Origin of the sequence: Motilibacter deserti, assembly GCF_011250635.1 — a bacterium.
Taxonomy (GTDB): Bacteria; Actinomycetota; Actinomycetes; order Motilibacterales; family Motilibacteraceae; genus Motilibacter_A; species Motilibacter_A deserti.
In genome coordinates this window covers 230,627-250,221 of sequence record NZ_JAANNP010000003.1, presented here as the reverse complement: position 1 = coordinate 250,221, position 19,595 = coordinate 230,627, and the positions used below count along the sequence as shown (strand labels likewise).

Genomic DNA, 19,595 nt, shown 5'->3' with positions numbered 1-19,595 from the left:
AGGTGTCAGCCGTCGCCCGGCGCGTACTCGACGGCGAGGAGGGCGACGTCGTCCTGCAGCGTCCCGCCCACCCACTCGGTCACGGCCGCCCGCAGCGACTGCAGCGCGTCGGGCAGGGTGCCCGACCCGAGGCACGGCACGACGACGCGGTCCAGCGGGAAGAAGGAGCGGTCCGTGGGACGGCGGGCCTCGGTGATGCCGTCGGTGTAGAGCAGCAGACGGTCCCCGGGCTCGAGCGCCACGGGGACAGGACGAGCGCTCACCCCCAGGCCCAGCGGTGACGACGCGGATGTCGGAGCGAGCGCTGCGGCGACTCCGGCTCGGACGAGCAGCGGCGGGACATGCCCGGCGTTGACGAGGAGCAGCTCGCCCCCGCTCACCTGCGCGACGGCCGCAGTGACGAAGTCCTCGTCCCCCGCTGCACGGATCACGGCCCGGTCGAGGTCCCGGACGAGCTCGGCCAGCTCCGAGCGGTCGTGCGCGCGCTCACGGAACGCGCCCACCACCGCCGAGGCGAGGCGTACCGCGTCCAGCCCTTTTCCGCGCACGTCCCCGATGAGCAGCCGGACGCCGAACGGGCTCGGCACCGCGGCGTAGAGGTCTCCGCCGATCGCAGCCTCCTGCGCGGCGCTGTCGTAGGAGGCCGCGAGCCGTAGCGGCCCGATCTGCTCCGGCACCGCGGGGAGGATCGCCTGCTGGGCGACTGCGGCGACCCGCAGCACGCGAGCCAGGCGCTCCTCTCGTCGGACGCGTGCGTACGCCGTGGCGACGGCGAGCACGCCGCCGAGGGCGATGGTGAGCAGGCGCACGAGCTGGTCGCCGAGCCTGCGCTCGACGTACAGCTCGGAGGCGGCACCGAGCACCGCGCCCACGACGAGCGCGGCGAACGCGTAGCCGGCGGTGAGCAGCGGTCCGAGCAGGCTGGCGGCCAGCAGAGGCGCGACGACGACGAGGGACAGCACCACGGCGCGCTGGCCGGTGGCGATGTCGGCGAGCGCCACCACGACGAGCACCGCAGCCGGAGCGAGCAGTCGTGCGGCCCAGCGCAGAGACCTCGAGCTCACAGGGACTCCGCCTGCCGCAGCGAGCGTGCCTCGACCTCGGCGAGCACCTCGTCCACGACCTCCGCTCCGGCGGACCCGTTGCGCCGTGCTTCGAGTAGCGCCTCCCGCTCTGCGTCGATCGCCTGCTCGAGCACGTGGGCGATCTCCTCCTGCCGCCGCTCGTCCTGACCTGCATCGTGTAGTGATCGCGCGGCTCGCAGCATCGCCTCGTAGCGTGCGGCCACGACGTCCACCGCCTCGGGATCGACGCCTGCCTCACGGAGCCCGTGCAGCCGCTCCTGCGCCGCCTCGGCCGCCCGCCGACGCAGCGTCAGCAGGGCGACGTGACCGTCGCCGGCGCCGCCGACGTGCAACGCACGGACGAGCGGGGCGAGCGTCAGACCCTGCAGGAGGAGGGTGACGAGCACGACCCCGAGAGCGGTCAGGACGATGTCGTCGTGCCGGGGGAAGGGGCCGCCGTCGTCGGTGGTCGTCGGCAGCGCGAGCGCGGTGGCGACGGTCACCACGCCACGCATCCCCGACCAGGCCACCACGGCCGTCTCTCGTCCTCCGTACACCCCGACTCCGTCCTCGCGCGAGCGCCTACGCAGCACAGCGGACGCCGGGAAGACCCAGGCCGCCCGCGTCAGCACGACCGCGGCCAGCGCGCTGATCAGGACCATCCAAGACTCTCTGGTCAGGTCTGCCCGGCCGAGCACATCGGTGAGCTCGAGGCCCACGAAGGAGAACGCGAGGCTGGTCAACGCGAAGTCGGCGAAACGCCAGACGGCTCGCCCGTCCAGCCACCCCCGAGAGGTGAGCGCCCGGTGCGCCGCACCGGTCCGCAGGTAGAGCCCGGCGCCGAGCACCGCGAGCACTCCAGAGCCGCCGACCTGCTCGGCGAGCAGGTAGGCAGCGTACGGAAGCACGAGGCTCACGGTCGTCTCGGTCGTGGCGTCATGAAGACGCGCAAGGGCGAGGCGGGCGCCGTAGCCCCCGGCCAGGCCGATCGCTGCTCCGCCGAGAATCCCGACGACGAGCTCCACGGCCGCGTCCTCGGGCGACAGGGCGCCCGCGAGGGCTGCTGACAGGGCCACCTGGAAGAGGACCAGCGCCGTGGCGTCGTTGAACAGCCCCTCGCCCTCCAGGATCGTCACCAGTCGCGCCGGGAGCCCGAGCCCGCGCGCCACGCTCGTCGCCGCCACCGGGTCCGGGGGCGACACGATGGCGCCGAGCACGAAGGCTGCCGGCCACGGCAGCCCGACCGCGTGGACCGCGACCGCCACCACGGCGGCAGTGACGATGGTCAGCCCCACCGCCAGCAACGCAACTGGCAGCGCGCTCTCGCGGAACTCCCGGGGCGAGGTCCGTAGCGTCGCCGCGAACAGCAGCGGCGGGAGCACTACGGGGAGGATGTGCTCGGGAGGGACGTGCAGCTCGGGGACGCCGGGCACGAGCGCGAGCAGCACGCCGAAGACCGTGATCACGACGGGCTGCGGCACGCCCAGCCGCCGGCTGAGGGGCGTCAGGACGACGATGCCCGCAACGAGGACGGCACAGAGCTCGAAGGTCGACACGGAGGCGTGCTACCCGCGGACGAGGCGGAGGCCGCGTCAGCAGGACGCCGATCTGCCGCCCAGCCGGTGTCGAGTCGACGGCTGGGCGGCAGGCCCAGGAGCCGATGAGAGCTGGAGGACCGACGACCGTCACTGGATAAGGTCGAACACCCCGAAGATCGGCATGTAGAGCGCGATGATCATCGAGCCGATGATCCCGCCGAGCACCGCGATCATCAGCGGCTCGATGAGGCTGGTCAGCGCCTCCGCGGTCGCCTCCACCTCCTGGTCGTAGAAGTCCGAGATCTTGTGCAGCATCGTGTCGAGCGCACCGGTGTCCTCGCCGACGACGAGCATCTGCACGACCATCGGCGGGAAGACCGCGTGCCGCTCGAGCGGGCGGGCGAGAGACTCACCGCGGCGCACGGCCTCCTGCACGTCCGTCACGGCGCGCTGCAGCACCACGTTGCCGGCCGTCGCTCCGACGATCTCCAGCGACTGCAGAATCGGAACTCCGGAACTCATCATCGTGCCCAGGTTGCGCGTGAATCGGCTGAGGGCGATCTTCTGCGTCAGCTTGCCGAAGATCGGGAGCTTCAGCTTGATGGGGTCGAGCACGTTGCGCACCTGCGGCTTGTGCTTCACCTTCGGCCACGCGATGACGTACGCGACGGCGGCGACGAGCAGCGCGGGCGCGGCGTACTTCAACGCGGTCGACAGGAAGACGAGCGCCTTCGTCGCAGCGGGCAGCTCGCCGCCGAGGTCGCTGAACATGTTCGCGAACACGGGGACGACGAAGAGCAGCATGCCGACGACGGCGAGGATCGCGATCACGAAGACCACGACCGGGTAGGTCATCGCCGACTTGATCTTGCCGCGCAGCTTCACCTCGGACTCGTAGTTCTCGGCGACCTGCAGCAGGACCGAGTCGAGGAAGCCGCCGACCTCGCCCGCCCGGCACATGCTGACGAACAGCGGCGGGAAGGCGCGCGGGTGCTTGCCGAGCGCGGTGGAGAGCGAGACGCCGGACTCGATGTCGGAGCGGACGAGGCCCAGGATGCGGGCCAGCTCCTGGTTCTCGGTCTGGGAGGAGAGGATGTCGAGCGCGCGCAGCAGTGACAGGCCCGAGTTGATCATGGTGGCGAACTGGCGCGACATGACCGCGAGGTCCTTGAGCGTGACCCGCTTGCCCAGGCCCGGGATCGACAGCTCCTTCTGCAGCCCGGAGCCGGCCTTCTTCACGCTCACCGGGGCGTAGCCCTGCGCCCGCAGCCGGGCGACGACCGCGGCCTGGGACTCGCCGTCGAGCTTGCCCTTGACCATGGTCCCGGAGCGGTCGCGGACGCTGTACTCGAACGTGGTGGTGGATGCCATCGCTGCTGCCTCCTCAGGCCCGGCCGGTGAGGCGCTTGAAGTCCTCGACGTTGTGGCACTTCTCCAGCGCCGTGTCGTACGTGACGCGCCCCTGGCGCACCAGCTGGGCGAGCGACTGGTCCATCGACTGCATCCCGTGCGCCGCGCCGGCCTGCATGGCGGAGTAGATCTGGTGGGTCTTGCCGTCGCGGATCATGTTGCGCACGGCGGGCGTGACGACGAGCACCTCGGCGGCGACGACGCGCCCCGTGCCGTCGGCCCGCTTCACCAGGGTCTGGCAGACGACGCCCTGCAGCGCCGCCGCGAGCTGGGTGCGTACCTGCTGCTGCTGGTGCGGCGGGAAGACGTCGATGAGCCGGTCGATGGTCTGGGCGGCGTCCTGGGTGTGCAGGGTGGCCAGCACCAGGTGCCCGGTCTCGGCCGCGGTCAGCGCGACGCTGATCGTCTCGAGGTCGCGCAGCTCACCGACGAGGATGATGTCGGGATCCTGGCGCAGCACGTGCTTGAGCGCGTCCTGGAACGACAGGGTGTCCTCGCCGACCTCGCGCTGATTGACCAGGCTGCGCTGGTGGCTGTGGAGGAACTCGATGGGGTCCTCGACGGTCACGATGTGGTCGTTGCGCGTCCGGTTCGCCAGGTCGAGCAGCGCGGCGAGCGTCGTCGACTTGCCCGAGCCGGTCGGGCCGGTGACGAGCACGAAGCCCCGCTCGAGGGCGGCGAAGCCAGCCACCGCGGGCGGCACGTCGAGCTGCTCGAGCGGCCGGATCTCGAACGGGATCACCCGGAAGACCGCGCCGAGCGAGTCGCGCTGGCGGAAGACGTTGACGCGGAAGCGGGCCCGGCCGGGCAGGCTGTAGGCCAGGTCCAGCTCGAGGGTCTCCTCGAGCCGCTCGCGCTGGCGCTGGGTCAGCATCCCGTAGACCGCCCGCTGCAGCGTCCCGGGCCTGAGCAGCGGCTCCCCCTCGAGCTGGCGGAGCTCGCCGTGCACGCGCAGCGCGGGCCGCGCCCCGGCGGTCAGGTGCAGGTCGGACGCGCCGGAGTCGAGCGTCCGGACCAGCAGCGCGGGCAGGTCGACCTCGGGCTCGGCGGCCGGGTCGGCGGCGTGCTTGCCGGCGATGCCTGCCGGCGCCACGGCCTCGGCGCGCGCGGCGACCGGCTGGGCCGGCACGGGGACGACGGGCGCGAGCGCCGGGGCCAAGGCGTACGCAGGGGCGGCCGCCGCTGCGGCGGGGCTGGCCGCAGGCCCGGTGGTGGAAGGCTCGGCATAGAACGCGAAGGACGTGGCCCCCGGGTCCGTCGACTGCCCACGCTGCTCCACGCCGTGGCCCTCCTCGCGGCTCGCCCGCACGCCCGGACGGCAGCAGGTCTCCCCGGAGGGATCGGCCGGACCGGGCGAAGGTTGAGCCGAGCGGACGGACCAGCCGGAGGGCCGCTAGCCCCGGGCGGCGAGGGCGGCCAGCCCGGCGGCGCGCATCGGGGCGACCAGCTGCGCCGCCTCGACGGCGGCGCCGGTCATCGCCACTGCCTGCAGGGTGGCCTGGTGGACGAGCAGGTCGAGCCCACCGGCGACCGGGCCGCCGGCCCGCTCCCACGCCAGTGCGAGGGCGGTCGGCCAAGGCGCGTAGACCACGTCCAGGAGCACGCCCTGCGGCACGGTGGCCAGCACGGCGGCCAGCACGGCGGCCACGCCGTCGGCCGCTCCGGCCGGTGTGGTCGCGACGACGACGTCCGCTCCGGCCAGCTCGCGGGCCACCCGACCGGGGTCGTCCCAGGGCTGGACCGCAAGACGCACCCCGACCCGGTCCCCGACCTCGCGGAGCGGGCCGGCGGCCTCGGGCCGGCGGACGACGAGGCGCGCCTCCCGCGCGCCCAGCACGGCGAGCGAGGCGACTGCCGACGCGGCCGTCGCTCCCCCGCCCAGGACGACGGGGGCCTCGGCGCGGGCCGCGCCCCGCTCGCGCAGCGCGGCGGCGAGCCCCGGCACGTCGGTGTTGTCGCCCACCCGCCGGCCCTCGCGCAGCACGAGCGTGTTGGCCGCCCCCGTGGCCGTGACGGTCGGGGACGCCTCGTCGAGCAGCGGCAGCACCGCCCGCTTGAGCGGCATCGTCAACGACAGCCCAGCCCACGACCCGTCCAGCCGCTCGACGAAGCCCGGCAGCGCCGCCTCGTCCACGTCGTACGCGTCGTAGGACCAGGCGTCGAGCCCGAGGGCGGCGTAGGCCGCACGGTGCAGGACCGGGGAGAGCGAGTGTGCGATCGGCGAGCCGAGCACGGCGGCCCGCCGGGCCGCCTCGGGCGGCGGCGCCACCTACTGCACGCCGTACTTCTGCTTCAGCGCGTTGTGGTCGTCGAGGTTGGTCGTGAACAGCGTCTTGCCCGACTCGTCGATGGTGATGAAGTAGAGCCACGGCCCCTCGGGCGGGTTCGCGGCCGCGCGCAGCGTGGCCTCGCCCGGGTTGCTGATCGGCGTCGGCGGCAGGCCCTGGAAACGGCGGGTGTTGTAGGGGGTGTCCGCCGCGAGCATGTCGTCGGTGATCCGCTTGTTGTCGAAGTGGTAGACGATCGTCGAGTCCATGCCGAGCGTGATGCCCTGCTCCAGGCGGCTGTAGATCACCCGCGAGGCCTTGCCGAAGTCGGCCTCGTTGTTGACCTCCTTCTCCAGGATGCTGGCGATCTTGACCAGGTCGTACGGCTCGAGCGGGTGCCCGTCGAGGTTGACCTCCTTCGCCGCCTGGTTGAAGCGCTTCACCATCTGCTGCAGGACCGACAGCGCGGTGGCGTCGGGGGCGACCGTGTAGGTGGCCGGGAACAGGAAGCCCTCGGGGTTGCCGTCGGCGTAGTCCGGCAGGCCGAGCTTGGGGCTCTTCAGGGCCGCGTTGAACTTCGCGCGCGCGATGCCGGTCTTCTTGACCAGGATCGGAAGGATCTCCGTGACCCGCAGGCCCTCCGGGACCGTCACCTTCTTCTCGGCCCGCGACGTCGGGTCGAGCATGAGGGTGAGCGCGTCGGCCGCGGCCATCTCCTTGCGCAGGTTGTAGAACCCGGGCTGGATGGACTTGGACTCGACGTTCTCGGTGGCTGCGTCGACGAAGGCGCCCACCGTCTTGATCACGCCCTCGGCCTTGAGCGTGCGGCCGATCTTCGAGGAGGTGTCGCCCTCGTGCACCTCGACCAGCACCGTCCCGCTGCCCGGGCCGGCGAAGTCGTCCGCCGTGCTGCCCGCGAGGTCGACGCCGTCGACGAGGGCGCGCACGCCGAGGAAGGCGCCGCCGAGCAGGCCGAGGACCACGACGAGCGAGACGACCACGGCGATCGCGCTGCTGCGGCTCTCCCGGCGCCGGCGTCCGGTCGCTCTCGTTCCGCTCATTCCTCCACCTGGGGGTCGGTGTCTGCTCCGTCGGCGACCGTGCGATCGCCAGTCGCGCCGCGGGCGTCTGCGCGGTCGATGGTGCCGCGCTCGACACCCACGGTTGCGAACGTGCCCGTCGAGCCGCCGGTTCCGCGCGACCGCCCAGCCACCGCCTCCCCCGGCGGGTGGCCGGTGGAGCGCTCCAGGTCGAGCGCGGTCTGGAGCACGATCGCAGCCGCTGCCTGATCGACCACTGTACGGCCGCGGCGGGCGTCGATCCCAGCCGACCGCAGGTCGCGGGCGGCGGCCACGGTGGAGAGCCGCTCGTCCACGAGGCGGACGGGTCGGTCGATCCGGCGTGCGAGCCGCTTCGCGAACGCGCGCGCCGCCTCCGCCGCCGGCCCCTCCTCCCCGCTCAGCGAGCGGGGAAGGCCGACCACGACCTCGACCACGTCGTACTCGTCCAGGAGGCCGCGGATGCGGTCCAGGTCCGCGCCGGAGCGGGCCGAGGCCCGCGGCACCGTCTCCAGCGGCACCGCGAGGCTCGCCCGCGGGTCGCTGACGGCGACCCCGACGCGGACGCTGCCGACGTCGATGCCGAGGCGCGCACCCGGGCGGACGACACTGCCAGCAGCGGCCTCGTCCCCCGAGTCGGAACCGGCCGTGCCCTGGTCGGGCTCCATCACCGCTCGCCTCAGCCGGTGACCGTCGACCCCACGGTGTGCTCGACCTGGCGCAGCGCCTCGTCGATCTTGCTCGCGTCGGTGCCGCCGCCCTGGGCGACGTCGTCCTTGCCGCCACCCCCGCCGCCGAGCACCTGGGCCGCGACGCGGACGAGCGCGCCGGCCTTGAGCCGCCACTCGCGCCCAGCCGGGTTGACCGCGATGACGACCACCGGGCGCTCCCCCGCCTGCGCCGCGACCGCGACGACGGCGGGGCGCTCGGCCGGGATGCGGCCGCGCACGTCGAGCGCGAGCCGGCGCAGGTCGTCGGCGCTCGTGCCGTCAGGGGCGTGGTGCGTGACGACCGCCACCCCGAAGACGTCCGCCGGGCTCGCGGCGAGCCCGCCCGCGGCGGCGAGCACCTGGGCCGACCGGACCTGCTGCAGCTCCTTCTCGACCTCGCGCAGCCGCTCGACCATCCCCCCGATGCGCTCGGGCAGCTCCTCCGGCCGCGCCTTGAGCACGTCGGAGAGCTGGTTGACGAGCAGGTGCTCGCGGGCGAGGAAGCGGTAGGCGTCGGTGCCGACGAGCGCCTCGACCCGGCGGGTGCCGGCGCCGATGGAGGACTCGCCGAGCAGCGTCACGAGGCCGAGCTGGCCGGAGCGCTGGGCGTGCGTGCCGCCGCAGAGCTCGCGCGCCCAGTCACCGACCGAGACCACGCGGACCTCGTCGCCGTACTTCTCGCCGAACAGCGCCATCGCGCCGGAGGAGACGGCCTCGGCCTGGGTCATGACCTCGGCGTGGACCGGCAGGTCCTGCGCCAGCAGCTCGTTGACGGTCTGCTCGACGTCGCGCAGGACGGTCTGCGGGACCGCGCCCGCCGCGTGGAAGTCGAAGCGGAAGCGGCCCGGGGCGTTCTCGGACCCGGCCTGCGTCGCCGTCTCCCCGAGCGCCTCCCGGAAGGCCTTGTGGACCATGTGCGTCGCGGTGTGCGCGCGGGAGATGGCCCGTCGCCGCTCGATGTCCACGACCGCCTGCGCCCCGAGGTCGAGCACTGCCTCGCCGGCCATGACCTTGCCGCGGTGCACGATGACGCCGGGCACCGGCTGCTGGACGTCGTAGACCTCGATCTGCGCGCCGTTGGCCAGCTGGAGGTAGCCGGCGTCGGCGAGCTGGCCGCCGCCCTCGGCGTAGAACGGCGTCCGGTCCAGGACGACCTCGATGACGTCACCCTCGGAGGCGACCGAGACCGCCGAGCCGTCGCGGAGCAGGCCGCGCACCGTGCCCTCGCCGACCACCTCGTTGTAGCCGGTGAACGTGACCGCCGACCCCATCGCGTCCGCGACGCCGCGGTAGGCCGAGACGTCGGCGTGGCCGGTCTTCTTGGCCCGCGCGTCGGCCTTCGCCCGGTCGCGCTGCTCCTGCATGAGCCGGCGGAACCCGTCGGCGTCGACGCTGAGCCCCTGCTCCTCGGCCATCTCGAGCGTGAGGTCGATCGGGAAGCCGTAGGTGTCGTGCAGCCGGAAGGCCTCCTCGCCCGACAGGCTCGCGGCGCCCGCGCTCTTGGCCTGGCCGGCGGCGAGGTCGAACAGCTGGGTGCCCGACCGCAGCGTGGACAGGAAGCTGGACTCCTCGGCGACCGCCGTCTTCGTGATGCGCTCGCGGTCCTGCTCGAGCTGGGGGTACTGCGGCGCCATCGCCTTGATGGAGGCGTCGACGAGCTCACCCATGGAGACGTCGGGAGCGCCGAGCAGCCGCATGTTGCGGATGGTGCGGCGCATCATGCGGCGCAGGACGTAGCCACGGCCCTCGTTCGAGGGCGCGACGCCGTCGCCGATGAGCATGACGGCCGTGCGCGCGTGGTCGGCGACGACGCGCAGGCCGACGTCGGTCCGGGTGTCCGAGCCGTACTTCTTGCCCGCCAGGCCGGCGGCGCGGTCCAGCACCTGCCAGGTGGTGTCGATCTCGTAGAGGTTGTCGACGCCCTGCAGGATCGTCGCCATCCGCTCGAGGCCCATGCCGGTGTCGACGTTCTTGGCCGGCAGCTCGCCCGCCACGTCGAAGTCCACCTTGCTGCGGACCTGGCTGAGGGAGTACTGCATGAACACGAGGTTCCAGACCTCGAGGTAGCGCTCCTCGTCGGCCTCGGGCCCGCCCTCGCGGCCGTGCTCGGCGCCGCGGTCGTAGTAGATCTCCGAGCAGGGCCCACCGGGCCCGGGGACGCCCATGTGCCAGTAGTTGTCCTTGGGGCCGCGGCGCTGGATGCGCTCGCGCGGCACCCCGACCTCCTTGGCCCACAGCTCGGCGGACTCGTCGTCCTCGTGCAGGACCGTCACCCAGAGCCGGTCCTCGGGGAAGCCGAACCCGCCGTCGGCCTGCGAGCGCGTCAACAGCTCCCAGGCCATCGGGATGGCCTTCTCCTTGAAGTAGTCACCGAAGGAGAAGTTGCCGCACATCTGGAAGAACGAGGCGTGGCGCGTGGTCTTGCCGACCTCCTCGATGTCCAGCGTGCGGACGCACTTCTGGATGCTCGTCGCGCGCGGCGACGGCGGCGTCTGCTCGCCGAGGAAGAACGGCTTGAACGGCACCATGCCCGCGTTGACGAGCAGCAGCGTGGGGTCGTCCGCGATGAGCGACGCGGAGGGCACGACCCGGTGCCCGCGCTCCTCGAAGAACGACAGCCAGCGGCGGGCGATCTCGGCCGACTCCATGACTAGTAATTCGTCCTTCCGCGATTCCGGATTCCGTCTTCGGGCGTCACGGCGTCCTCGATGCCGAGCGCCTCGCGCAGCTCGACCTCGCGGTCGGACATGGCGGCGCGTACGTCCTGGCCGAAGTCGCGGATTCCGGAGCCGAGCTCGCGCATGGCGTCGGCCAGCGACGCGGCCACGCTCTGCGGGGTGAGCGCCTGCGCGGCGCGCGTGAGGCGGCGGACGATCAGAGCACCGAGCGCGGCGCCGAGCCCGAGCCAGAACAGCCTGCGGATCACGTCATCCCCTCCCGCGGGTCGGCCGGCGGTCGACGCGACGGGCGCCGGCGGGGCGCTGGCGCTCGGCCAGCGCCTGGCGCACGCCGTAGCTGAACGACGAGGCCTTCAGCATCGGGCGCCCGAGGGTCGAGACCAGCAGCGCGGTGAAGGCGGAGACGTTGGTGGACATCTCCTGCACGTTGCCCGTGATGCCGTCGAGCTTCACGAGCTGGCCGTTGGTCGTCGACACCGTGGTGGTGACCTCCCGCACGAGCGGGACGGTCTCGTCGGTGAGCCCGCGGACCGTGCCGCGGGCCTCGTCGATCAGGCGGCCGAGCTTGACGAGCGGGATCGCCACGACGCCGACGAGCAGCACGAATGCGAACGCCGCCACGAGGCCGGCGATCTCCCCTGGGGACATGGCGGGAACCCTACCCCGTGGCCCCCGGCTCCTCCGGTGCCGACGGTGCGGCGCCCGGCGCGGGCTGCTGCTCTCCGGCCGCTGGCTCCGGCGCGGGCAGGCCACGGACCGCTCGGCGGAGCCGGTCGACCCGGTCCCCGATCACGCGCTCGGCGCCATGGGTGGTGGGGTCGTAGTAGTTGCGCCCGACGACGGCGTCCGGCGCGTACTGCTGCGCGACGACGCCGTGCGGGTAGTCGTGGGCGTAGCGGTAGCCGGCGCCGTGCTCGAGGCGCTTGGCGCCGGAGTAGTGCGCGTCGCGCAGGTGGGACGGGACCGGGCCGGCCAGCCCCCGGCGTACGTCGGTGAGGGCCGCGTCCACGGCGCGGATCACCGCGTTGGACTTCGGCGCGAGCGCTAGGGCGACGACGGCCTGGGCAAGGATGATGCGGGCTTCCGGCATTCCGATGAGGGCGACGGCTTGGGCGGTGGCGACGGCGGTCTGCAGCGCGGTGGGGTCGGCCATGCCGATGTCCTCGCTCGCCGAGATCATCAGCCGTCGGGCGATGAAGCGCGGGTCCTCCCCCGCCTCGACCATGCGCGCGAGGTAGTGCAGGGCGGCGTCCACGTCGGAGCCACGGATCGACTTGATGAAGGCGCTCGCGACGTCGTAGTGCTGGTCCCCGGTCTTGTCGTAGCGCACCGCGGCCCGGTCGACGGCGCGCTCGAGCGTCTCGACGTCGATCTCCTCCACGCCCGCCTCGAGCGCCGCCCCGGCGGCCGACTCCAGCGCGGTCAGCGCACGCCGGGCGTCCCCACCGGCGATGCGCAGCAGGTGCTCCTCCGCGGCCGGGTCGAGGCGTACGGCGCCGCCCAGCCCGCGCTCGTCCTCGAGCGCCCGGCGGACGAGCACGCGGACGTCCTCGTCGCCCAGCGGGGAGAGGGTCAGCAGCAGTGACCGGGACAGCAGCGGCGAGACCACGGAGAAGTAGGGGTTCTCCGTCGTCGCCGCCACGAGGACGACCCAGCGGTTCTCCACCGACGGGAGCAAGGCGTCCTGCTGGGTTCGGGAGAAGCGGTGGACCTCGTCGACGAACAGGACCGTCTCCTGCCCGGTCGACCCCAGCCGGCGGCGCGCGTCCTCCACCACCGCACGGACGTCCTTGACCCCCGCCATGACCGCCGAGAGCTCGACGAAGTGCCGGCCGCCGGCCGCCGAGACGAGGTGCGCGAGGGTCGTCTTGCCCGTGCCCGGCGGGCCCCACAGCACGACCGACGCCGGTGCGGGCCCGCCCTCGGCCAGGCGGCGCAACGGGGCGCCCGTCCCGAGCAGGCCGGCCTGGCCGACGACCTCGTCGAGGGCCCGTGGCCGCATGCGCACCGCCAGCGGCGCGTTGGCCCGGGCGACGTCCTCCCCGGCGGAGCTGAACAGGTCGGTCACCCGCGCCAGGCTACGGCCCAGCGGTCCCAGCGAGGTCAGACGCGCTCGGCGAGCAGCGCCTCCAGGGCGGCCGGCGCCGCCACGGGCCGGCCGAGCAGGTAGCCCTGCCCCCACGACACCCCGAGCTCCAGGAGAGTGTCGAGCTCCTGCCTGGTCTCGATCCCCTCCGCGACGACGGTGGCGCCGATGTCGGCGCTGAACACCAGCAGCGACGACACGAGCGAGCGCCGGACCGGGTCCGCGTCGATCCCGGCGATGAGGCTCATGTCGAGCTTGACGATGTCCGGGCGCAGCCGCACGACGTGGCGGAAGCTGGCGAAGCCCGCACCGGCGTCGTCCACCGCGACCCGCACACCCGCGGCGCGCAGCGGAGCCAGGGCGTCGACGAGCTGGTCGTACTCCGCCACGGCACAGTGCTCGGTGAGCTCGAGGACGACCCGGCGCAGCGTCTCCGGGCCGGCCCGTCGGAGCTCGCGCGCGAGCCGCCCGCTGGCGGCGGTCGACGGCGACACGTTCACCGACAGCCAGAGCGGGGCGGGCAGCCGGGCCAGCACGTCGAGCGCACGGCCGACCGCCAGCACCTCGAGCTCGACCCCGACCCCGGCGTCGGCCGCAGCCGCGAAGACGGCGGCGGGCGGCAGCGGCGCGGACGACGGGCCCCGGTGGAAGCGCGAGAGCGCCTCCCAGCCGACCGGCTTGCCGCACGGCAGGCTGACGACCGGCTGGACGGCCAGGTCGAGCTGCCCGGCCGTGAGCACCTCGAGCACCTCACGGCGAGTGACGGGGCGCTCCGCCGCCGCGGCCCCCTGCCGGGGCTCGGCGCGGACGCCGCGCACGAGGGGCCCCGTGCGGGAGCCGCTCCGGCCTTCGAGCACCAGCACGAGCCTCGCGACCCCGACGAGGAGCCCGGTGACCAGCAGCACGGAGGCCAGCGCCTGCAGCACCAGCGCGGTCCACCACGCGGCGCCAAAGACCTCGTGCGACACGGCGCGCAGCGCGATGCAGCCCACGAGGAGCCCGAGATGGCAGGCCGGCCAGAACGCCGCGAAGTCCGGAGCCGGGCCGGCCGCTCGCCATATCCGCACGAGCGCGACCGCGCCGAGGACCGCCAGCGTGCCGTGCGCGGCCAGCGCGTACGCGGTGGCGTGGCCGTGTGCGTCGGCCAGCACGAGCAGCGGTTGGTCCCGTACGCACGCGTAGACCCCTGCGGCGGCCGCCGCCGTGCCCACGACGAGGCACGTGCGCGCCCGCGGATAGGGCCGGAACGCCGCGAGCAGCGCAGCCCCGACGAGCACGGCGGCGGTCACCGCGGCGTTCGTGCCGGCGGCGTTGGCCCACAGCTGCTCCGGCGAGCGCAGCGGCGCGGTGAGGTCCGCGGAGCGGGGCATCAGTGTGGACCGGAGCATCATCAGCACCCCGACGGCGAGGTAGCCGGTGAGCATCCACGCGACGCGCCCGTCGGCCGGCACGCGGACCGCGAGCAGGCCCGCGCTGACGAGCAGCGCGAACGACGTCAGGCCGATCAGGACGACGCTCGTCGCCTCGCGCTGCGGCCCGTCCCACGCCGTCGCGAACACCGTCCAGACCAGCGCCGCGAGCCCGGCGCCGCCGGTCAGCAGGGCGATCGGCCGTCCGGCCGGTGACGCGGTCCAGCCGCGCACCGCTCGTACGCCCACGCCGCCGCCCTTCATCGGCGCCCGCGGGAGGAGCCGTGCCGGATGCCCGAGAAGATCTGTGAGACAGAAGGTACCGCTGTGTACGCGCTCAGCCACATAGCGCACTCGCGCGAGTTCCGTGACGGATCGCGAACCTCCTCCGTAGTTGTAGAAGAGCGGCCGAGGTGTACGCGAAAGCCGCGGTTGCCAGGGCTCGCGCTGCCCGCGCGGGACGACCCGAGCAGGCCCCGAGCGAACCGCGAGCGCCCGCTGACACCGTCGCTGACGCGGGCCGCGTTCGTGCGCGGAGCGAGGCCCGGACTGTCCGCCCCCTGTCGGTCCGGGTGTTCGGCGGATGACAGACGCCGCCGCCGTGCGCCGGCAGAGTCCCTTCCGGCCGCCGGAAGCGTTCCCGTCGGCTCGACCGCCGCGTATCTCACCTGTCCCAGGAGGCCCCAGATGCTCGCCCTCGAGCTCGCCGTCGCCCTGCCCCTGCTGGCCCTGAGCCTTCGCCGCCAGACCCGGCGTACCCGTTTCAGCCGAGCCGGGCGCTTCCGGTCCGCCCTCTGCTACGCAGGTGCAGGGCTGGTGATCGGCGGCTTCCGGCCACCCGAAGGGGAGGTCGCGACCGCCCTGCTCCTTCCCGGCCTGGCAGCCAGCGTGGTGGTCGGCGTCGCCCGCGGGCTGCTCACCGAGGTCGAGGTCGACGCCGACGGGCAGGCTTGGGCGCGCGGGACGCGGGTGACGGCCGGCCTGTTCCTCGGCCTGATCGGGTTCAAGGTCGCGCTCGGCACCGCCGCGTACGCCCTCGACCGCAGCGGCTCCAGCGGGCTGGGCGAGACGCTGGCCGTGGTCGCGGTGCTCCTGGCGCTGCAGGCGCAGGTCGTCCACCTGCGCGTGCGCCGGGCGGCGGAGCGCCGCCTCGCGGCCCTGCGCGGCGGCCCTCCGCGCTGGTGCCCGCAGGCCGGGCCCGAGCTGGCTACCGCGCCGGGGAGCGTCTCGTGAGGGGGGCCGCCGAGCGGCTGCGCGTGGTCGTCGGTGACGACCACCCGATGTTCCGCGAAGGGGTCGTCCGGGCCCTGACGTCCAGCGGCTACGTGGACGTCGTGGCCGAGGCCGACGACGGCCGCGCCGCGCTGGAGGCGATCCGGCGCGAGACGCCGCAGGTGGCCGTCCTCGACTTCCGCATGCCCGAGCTGGACGGCGCCGAGGTCGTGGGCGCCCTCAAGCGCGACGGGGCCACGACCCGGGTGCTGCTGCTGTCGGCCCACACCGAGAGCGCGATCGTCTACCACGCCCTGCAGGAGGGCGCGGCCGGCTTCCTGCCCAAGGAGTCCAGCCGCGCCGAGCTCGTCGCGGCCGTCCTCGCCTGCGCCAAGGGCCGCGACGTGGTGCCTCCGGAGCTCGCGTCCGCCCTCGTCTCCGAGATCCGGCAGCGGCGCGAGGACGACCGGCCGGCGCTGAGCGAGCGCGAGCGCGAGGTGCTCGCGCTGATCGCGGAAGGCCGGTCGGTGCCGGCCATGGCCAGGGAGCTGTTCCTGGCCCCTTCCACCGTCAAGACCCACGTCCAGCGGCTCTACGAGAAGCTCGGGGTGTCCGACCGAGGCGCCGCCGTCGCCGAGGCCATGCGCCGCCGGATGCTCGAATGAGCCCGCTCCCTGTCGCAGAGCAGCAGGACGTGCTGGCCCGCTACGCGAGCGGCGCCGCCCGGGTCACCGCCGGCCTCCGGCTGCCCCTGCTGGCGCTGCTCTCGCTGCTCGGCTGGGCGGTGCCCGTCGAGCACTTCCACGCGGACGCCTTCCGCCTCGTGCTCGCGGCGTACGCGGCCTGGTCCACAGCGTGGCTGCTCGTCCCGGCGCGGGCGGCGGCGCGGCCGTGGACGAGCTGGATGACGACCGCGGTGGACGTGGTCGCGCTCGCCGGTCTCGCGGCAGCGAGCGGAGGGTCCGGCTCGCTGCTGCAGCCGGTCTTCTTCCTGCTCCCGATCGTGTTGGCCTTCCAGTACCGGCCCGCCCTGACCGCGGCGGTGGGTGTGGCGACGTCGGTCGGCTACCTCGTCGTCTCGCTGCAGACCCCCGCGTACGCCGGTGGCACCGCGGCGCCGGTCGTGTGGCTTCACTTCGGCTTCCTGCTCTGGCTCGCGGCGGCCACGACCGGGCTCTCCGTCCTGCTGGTGCGCCGGTCGGCCGCCGTCCTGGGGCTGCTCGATGCGCGGCAACGGCTCGTCGCGGACGCGCTGACCGCCGAGGAGCGCGAGCGCCGCCGCATCGCAGAGACCCTGCACGACGGCCCGTTGCAGAGCGTCCTCGCCGCCCGGATGGACGTCGAGGGCGCCCGCGACCGGCACGAGGGCGAAGGCCTCGCACGCGCCGAGGACCTGCTGCGCGGGGCCGCCGGAGAGCTGCGGGCCGCGGTCACCGTCCTGCACCCGCAGGTGCTCGGCCGCCTCGGGCTCGGCCCGGCCGTCCGCGAGCTGGCGGGTCAGCAGGCGCGGCGCGGCCGGCTCGAGCTGGACCTGCACGTCGACGACGTCGAGCCGCACGAGACCGACGACCTGCTCTACGGCGTGGCCCGTGAGCTCCTGACCAACGTGGTCAAGCACGGCCGGGCGACACAGGTCTGCGTCCGCCTGGACCGGGCAGCCGACGGGCGGCGGCTGGTGGTGGCCGACGACGGGGTCGGCTTCGACACCGGTGTCGAGGTGCACCGGCTCCGCGAGGGGCACATCGGGCTCGCGTCCCAGCGGCTGCGCGTCGCGACCGCGGGCGGACGGCTCACGCTGGCGACCGCACGGGGCGAGGGAACCCGCGTCACCGTGGAGGTGCCCGCCTGACGACAGCGCGCCCGGCCGCCGGTCAGCGCCATCCGGAGGCATCGGCCAACGCTCCGGGCACGGGCGGCGGCGGGCCCCAGTGCGCGGCCAGCACGGTCGCGTCGTCCTGCAGGACGCCGTGCTGGTGCCGCAGCACCGACGCGGTCAGCCGCCGCACGGTCTCGGCCGGCGGCTGCTGGGCCGCCGCCTCCCGTTCGAGCAGGTCCACCAGCCGCGGCAGGCCGAAGAACTCGCCGCCCGCGTCCCGAGCCTCGACCAGCCCGTCGGTGTAGAGGACGACCCAGTCGTCCGGCTCGAGCGCGGCCTCACCCACCGACATCTCCCCGATGCCGAGGCCGAAGGGGAGGCGTCGACCGCCCTCGAGGCCCGCGACGACGTGCCCACCGCGCAGCAGCAGCGGCTCCGGATGCCCTGCCGCGATGTAGCGCAGCGTCCCCGAGCCGAGGTCGAGCTCGGCGAGCACCCCCGTGGCGAACGCGTCGGGGAAGTGCTCCGCGATCGCATCGTCGAGCGCCGCCGCCTGCCCGAACAGCCCGGCCCCGGACCGGCGGGCCGCGCGGTACGCGGCCAGCGCCGTGGCCGCGATCAGCCCCGCGCCGAGCGAGTGCCCCATCGCGTCGAACACCGCGAGCTGCACCCGCTCCGGGCCCAGGCTGTAGTCGAAGGCGTCCCCGCCCACCTGCTCGGCCGGCTCCAGCCGCCCGCTGAGCGTGAAGGCCTGGCTGCCGGCCGTCAGGGGCGGCAGCAGGCTCCAGAGCAGTTCCGCGGACGGGCCCCTCGGCCGGCCGCGCCGGGCCCGGTCGACGGCGTCGCCGTGGGCGTCGGCACTCGTGATCAGGTGGGCGGCCAGCGAGGCCACCCACTCGCACTGCTCGCGCAGCAGCGGGTCCGTCAGCTCGCTGGCGGACGGCAGCATGACGTCGAGCACTCCCAGCCGCTCGACGCCGTCGACGAGCGGCACCCAGAAGCGCGGCTGCGGGTCGGTGAACGCGGCCTGGGTCTCGACCAGCTGGAAAGCGCGGCCCGCGAGGGTCCCCTCGATACTCAGAGGCGGGCGGCCGTCGTGCCGGCGCCCCGGCAGCGGGACCAGCCGTGTCTGCCCGTAGTCCGCGACGTAGACGGCGGCCTCGACCCCCTGGCCGAGCATCGCGATGGAGTCGCCGATGGCGTCGTCGATCTCGCCGGCGAGCGCGCGCGGGGTCTCCCGGAGCAGGCGGACCAAGGCGGGCAACGGCCCGGCCGCGGGCAGCGGGTCGCGCAACTGGCGGCTGTACGGCACCCGGAGCCGCCCGGCGAGCTCGTCGAGCAGCTCGTTCGCCGCCTGGGCGAGCATGTCGCGCTCGAGCGCCGGGAGCTCGAGGGCCTCCTGCAGGTAGCCCTCGACCTCGAGCATCCCGGCGCTGCCGCCGCAGGCGAAGTAGCGCAGCCACAGCTGCTCCGGGCTCACGGCACCGCGGCGCAGGACGGCCTTCATCGCACGTCGGTGGCCTTCGACGGCGAAGTCCGGCCGGTCCCGCTGCCCGTCCGTCACCGGCGGCGGCGGGTGTAGGTCTCCACCAGGGCCCGGGCCACGTCGTGCAGCTTCCGGTTCTCCCGCTGGGACGTCGCGGCCAGCAGGGCGAAGGCGGTCTCCTCGTCGACGCCGCGCGCGGCGATGAGGACGCCTTTCGCCTGACCGATCACATCCCGCGTCCGCAGCGCCTCCTTCAGCTGCTCGGACAGCCGTTGCGCCGAGTCGTAGGCCTGCATGTTGGCCACGAGGATGGCGGCCTGCGCGGAGAACAGCACGAGCATGCGCTCGGCGTGCGCGTCGAAGGCCTTCGGCTCCCGGGCGTACACCTTGAGCGCGCCCAGCCCCTGGTCCCCGGCCACCAGCGGTGCGCTGAGCGAGGACTGCAGCCCCAGCTGGACCGCGCGCCCGGCCCAGCGCGGCCACCGGCCCTCGCCCGCCGTGTCGTCCACCCGCACGAGCATCCGTCCCGCCCACGCGGCGAGGCACGGCCCTTCGTCGAGCTCGTACTGCACCGCGTCGGCCTGCTCGACGAACTCGTCGGTGGCCGCCCACGACGAGCGCTCGCCACGCGCTCCCATGAGGGACACACCGCAGCCCGACGCACCGGGAACCGCCTCGACCGCGAGCGACGTCACCAGGCGGAGCGCGGTCTGGACCGTCTCCTCGGTCATCAGCAGGCCCGACATCCGGGCGAACACACCGGTGAGCTCGTCGGCCAACTGCGAAGGCTCGGTCACCACGGTCCCCTCAGCCCGCGGACGGGCGGCTAGGAGGGAGGAGCTAGCAGGCCGCCGGGTCGGC

Annotated in this window: 17 protein-coding genes; 3 read left to right on the top strand and 14 right to left on the bottom strand. The window is 74.1% G+C overall.

Annotated elements, in window-relative coordinates:
• Window positions 1–5: 5 nt before the first annotated feature.
• The 12 genes from G9H71_RS25010 to G9H71_RS09320 all read right to left on the bottom strand — a co-directional run bounded on the left by G9H71_RS25010 (window position 6) and on the right by G9H71_RS09320 (window position 14,469).
• Window positions 6–1,064, bottom strand: coding sequence for a PP2C family protein-serine/threonine phosphatase (locus G9H71_RS25010; protein WP_331272869.1), 1,059 nt, complete (start codon window positions 1,062–1,064; stop codon window positions 6–8).
• Window positions 1,061–2,620: a Na+/H+ antiporter gene (locus tag G9H71_RS09370; RefSeq protein WP_166281028.1), complete on the bottom strand. Its 1,560-nt coding sequence runs from the start codon at window positions 2,618–2,620 to the stop codon at window positions 1,061–1,063. The genes G9H71_RS25010 and G9H71_RS09370 overlap by 4 nt, the downstream gene beginning before the upstream one ends.
• A gap of 129 nt (window positions 2,621–2,749) precedes the next feature.
• A complete protein-coding gene (locus tag G9H71_RS09365; protein ID WP_166281026.1) occupies window positions 2,750–3,973 on the bottom strand; it encodes a type II secretion system F family protein in 1,224 nt (407 codons plus the stop codon).
• 13 nt (window positions 3,974–3,986) lie between these two features.
• Complete coding sequence (locus G9H71_RS09360) at window positions 3,987–5,291, bottom strand: type IV pilus twitching motility protein PilT (RefSeq protein WP_331272868.1); 1,305 nt, start codon at window positions 5,289–5,291, stop codon at window positions 3,987–3,989.
• Window positions 5,292–5,405: 114 nt separating this feature from the next.
• Complete coding sequence (locus G9H71_RS09355; RefSeq protein WP_166281024.1) at window positions 5,406–6,281, bottom strand: shikimate dehydrogenase; 876 nt, start codon at window positions 6,279–6,281, stop codon at window positions 5,406–5,408.
• Window positions 6,282–7,340, bottom strand: a complete 1,059-nt coding sequence (mltG, locus tag G9H71_RS09350) for an endolytic transglycosylase MltG (protein WP_166281022.1) — start codon at window positions 7,338–7,340, stop codon at window positions 6,282–6,284.
• Window positions 7,337–8,005, bottom strand: a complete 669-nt coding sequence (gene ruvX, locus G9H71_RS09345; protein WP_166281020.1) for a Holliday junction resolvase RuvX — start codon at window positions 8,003–8,005, stop codon at window positions 7,337–7,339. The genes mltG and ruvX overlap by 4 nt, the downstream gene beginning before the upstream one ends.
• 11 nt (window positions 8,006–8,016) lie before the next feature.
• Window positions 8,017–10,695, bottom strand: coding sequence for an alanine--tRNA ligase (gene alaS / locus G9H71_RS09340; protein WP_166281018.1), 2,679 nt, complete (start codon window positions 10,693–10,695; stop codon window positions 8,017–8,019).
• A 2-nt stretch (window positions 10,696–10,697) separates the two neighbouring features.
• Entirely contained in the window at window positions 10,698–10,973 is a 276-nt protein-coding gene (locus G9H71_RS09335) for a hypothetical protein (RefSeq protein ID WP_231134466.1), read from the bottom strand.
• Window position 10,974: 1 nt separating this feature from the next.
• A complete protein-coding gene (locus G9H71_RS09330) occupies window positions 10,975–11,373 on the bottom strand; it encodes a DUF948 domain-containing protein (protein WP_166281016.1) in 399 nt (132 codons plus the stop codon).
• 10 nt (window positions 11,374–11,383) lie between these two features.
• A complete protein-coding gene (locus tag G9H71_RS09325) occupies window positions 11,384–12,727 on the bottom strand; it encodes a replication-associated recombination protein A (protein WP_166281227.1) in 1,344 nt (447 codons plus the stop codon).
• A gap of 101 nt (window positions 12,728–12,828) precedes the next feature.
• A complete protein-coding gene (locus G9H71_RS09320) occupies window positions 12,829–14,469 on the bottom strand; it encodes an EAL domain-containing protein (protein WP_166281014.1) in 1,641 nt (546 codons plus the stop codon).
• Window positions 14,470–14,907: 438 nt separating this feature from the next.
• On the opposite strand from G9H71_RS09320, the gene G9H71_RS09315 reads away from it, so the two are divergent.
• Genes G9H71_RS09315 through G9H71_RS09305 form a run of 3 tightly spaced genes read left to right on the top strand, consistent with a single transcriptional unit; the run spans window position 14,908 to window position 17,281 of the window.
• Window positions 14,908–15,453 (top strand): hypothetical protein, encoded by a 546-nt coding sequence (locus G9H71_RS09315; RefSeq protein ID WP_166281012.1) that lies wholly within the window; start codon window positions 14,908–14,910, stop codon window positions 15,451–15,453.
• Window positions 15,450–16,097 (top strand): response regulator, encoded by a 648-nt coding sequence (locus G9H71_RS09310; RefSeq protein WP_166281010.1) that lies wholly within the window; start codon window positions 15,450–15,452, stop codon window positions 16,095–16,097. The genes G9H71_RS09315 and G9H71_RS09310 overlap by 4 nt, the downstream gene beginning before the upstream one ends.
• Window positions 16,094–17,281, top strand: coding sequence for a sensor histidine kinase (locus G9H71_RS09305; RefSeq protein WP_166281008.1), 1,188 nt, complete (start codon window positions 16,094–16,096; stop codon window positions 17,279–17,281). The genes G9H71_RS09310 and G9H71_RS09305 overlap by 4 nt, the downstream gene beginning before the upstream one ends.
• 22 nt (window positions 17,282–17,303) lie before the next feature.
• On the opposite strand, the gene G9H71_RS25005 is transcribed toward G9H71_RS09305, so the two are convergent.
• Entirely contained in the window at window positions 17,304–18,812 is a 1,509-nt protein-coding gene (locus G9H71_RS25005) for a PP2C family protein-serine/threonine phosphatase (RefSeq protein WP_331272866.1), read from the bottom strand.
• Window positions 18,809–19,531, bottom strand: a complete 723-nt coding sequence (locus G9H71_RS09295; RefSeq protein ID WP_166281006.1) for a GAF and ANTAR domain-containing protein — start codon at window positions 19,529–19,531, stop codon at window positions 18,809–18,811. The genes G9H71_RS25005 and G9H71_RS09295 overlap by 4 nt, the downstream gene beginning before the upstream one ends.
• Between the last annotated feature and the right edge of the window lie 64 nt (window positions 19,532–19,595).

Coding starts and splice junctions, on each gene's coding strand:
- G9H71_RS09365 (WP_166281026.1), bottom strand. CDS start 3,973: ATGGCATCCACCACCACGTTCGAGTACAGCGTCCGCGACCGCTCCGGG.
- mltG (WP_166281022.1), bottom strand. CDS start 7,340: ATGAGCGGAACGAGAGCGACCGGACGCCGGCGCCGGGAGAGCCGCAGC.
- ruvX (WP_166281020.1), bottom strand. CDS start 8,005: ATGGAGCCCGACCAGGGCACGGCCGGTTCCGACTCGGGGGACGAGGCC.
- alaS (WP_166281018.1), bottom strand. CDS start 10,695: ATGGAGTCGGCCGAGATCGCCCGCCGCTGGCTGTCGTTCTTCGAGGAG.
- G9H71_RS09330 (WP_166281016.1), bottom strand. CDS start 11,373: ATGTCCCCAGGGGAGATCGCCGGCCTCGTGGCGGCGTTCGCATTCGTG.
- G9H71_RS09325 (WP_166281227.1), bottom strand. CDS start 12,727: ATGCGGCCACGGGCCCTCGACGAGGTCGTCGGCCAGGCCGGCCTGCTC.
- G9H71_RS09315 (WP_166281012.1), top strand. CDS start 14,908: ATGCTCGCCCTCGAGCTCGCCGTCGCCCTGCCCCTGCTGGCCCTGAGC.
- G9H71_RS09305 (WP_166281008.1), top strand. CDS start 16,094: ATGAGCCCGCTCCCTGTCGCAGAGCAGCAGGACGTGCTGGCCCGCTAC.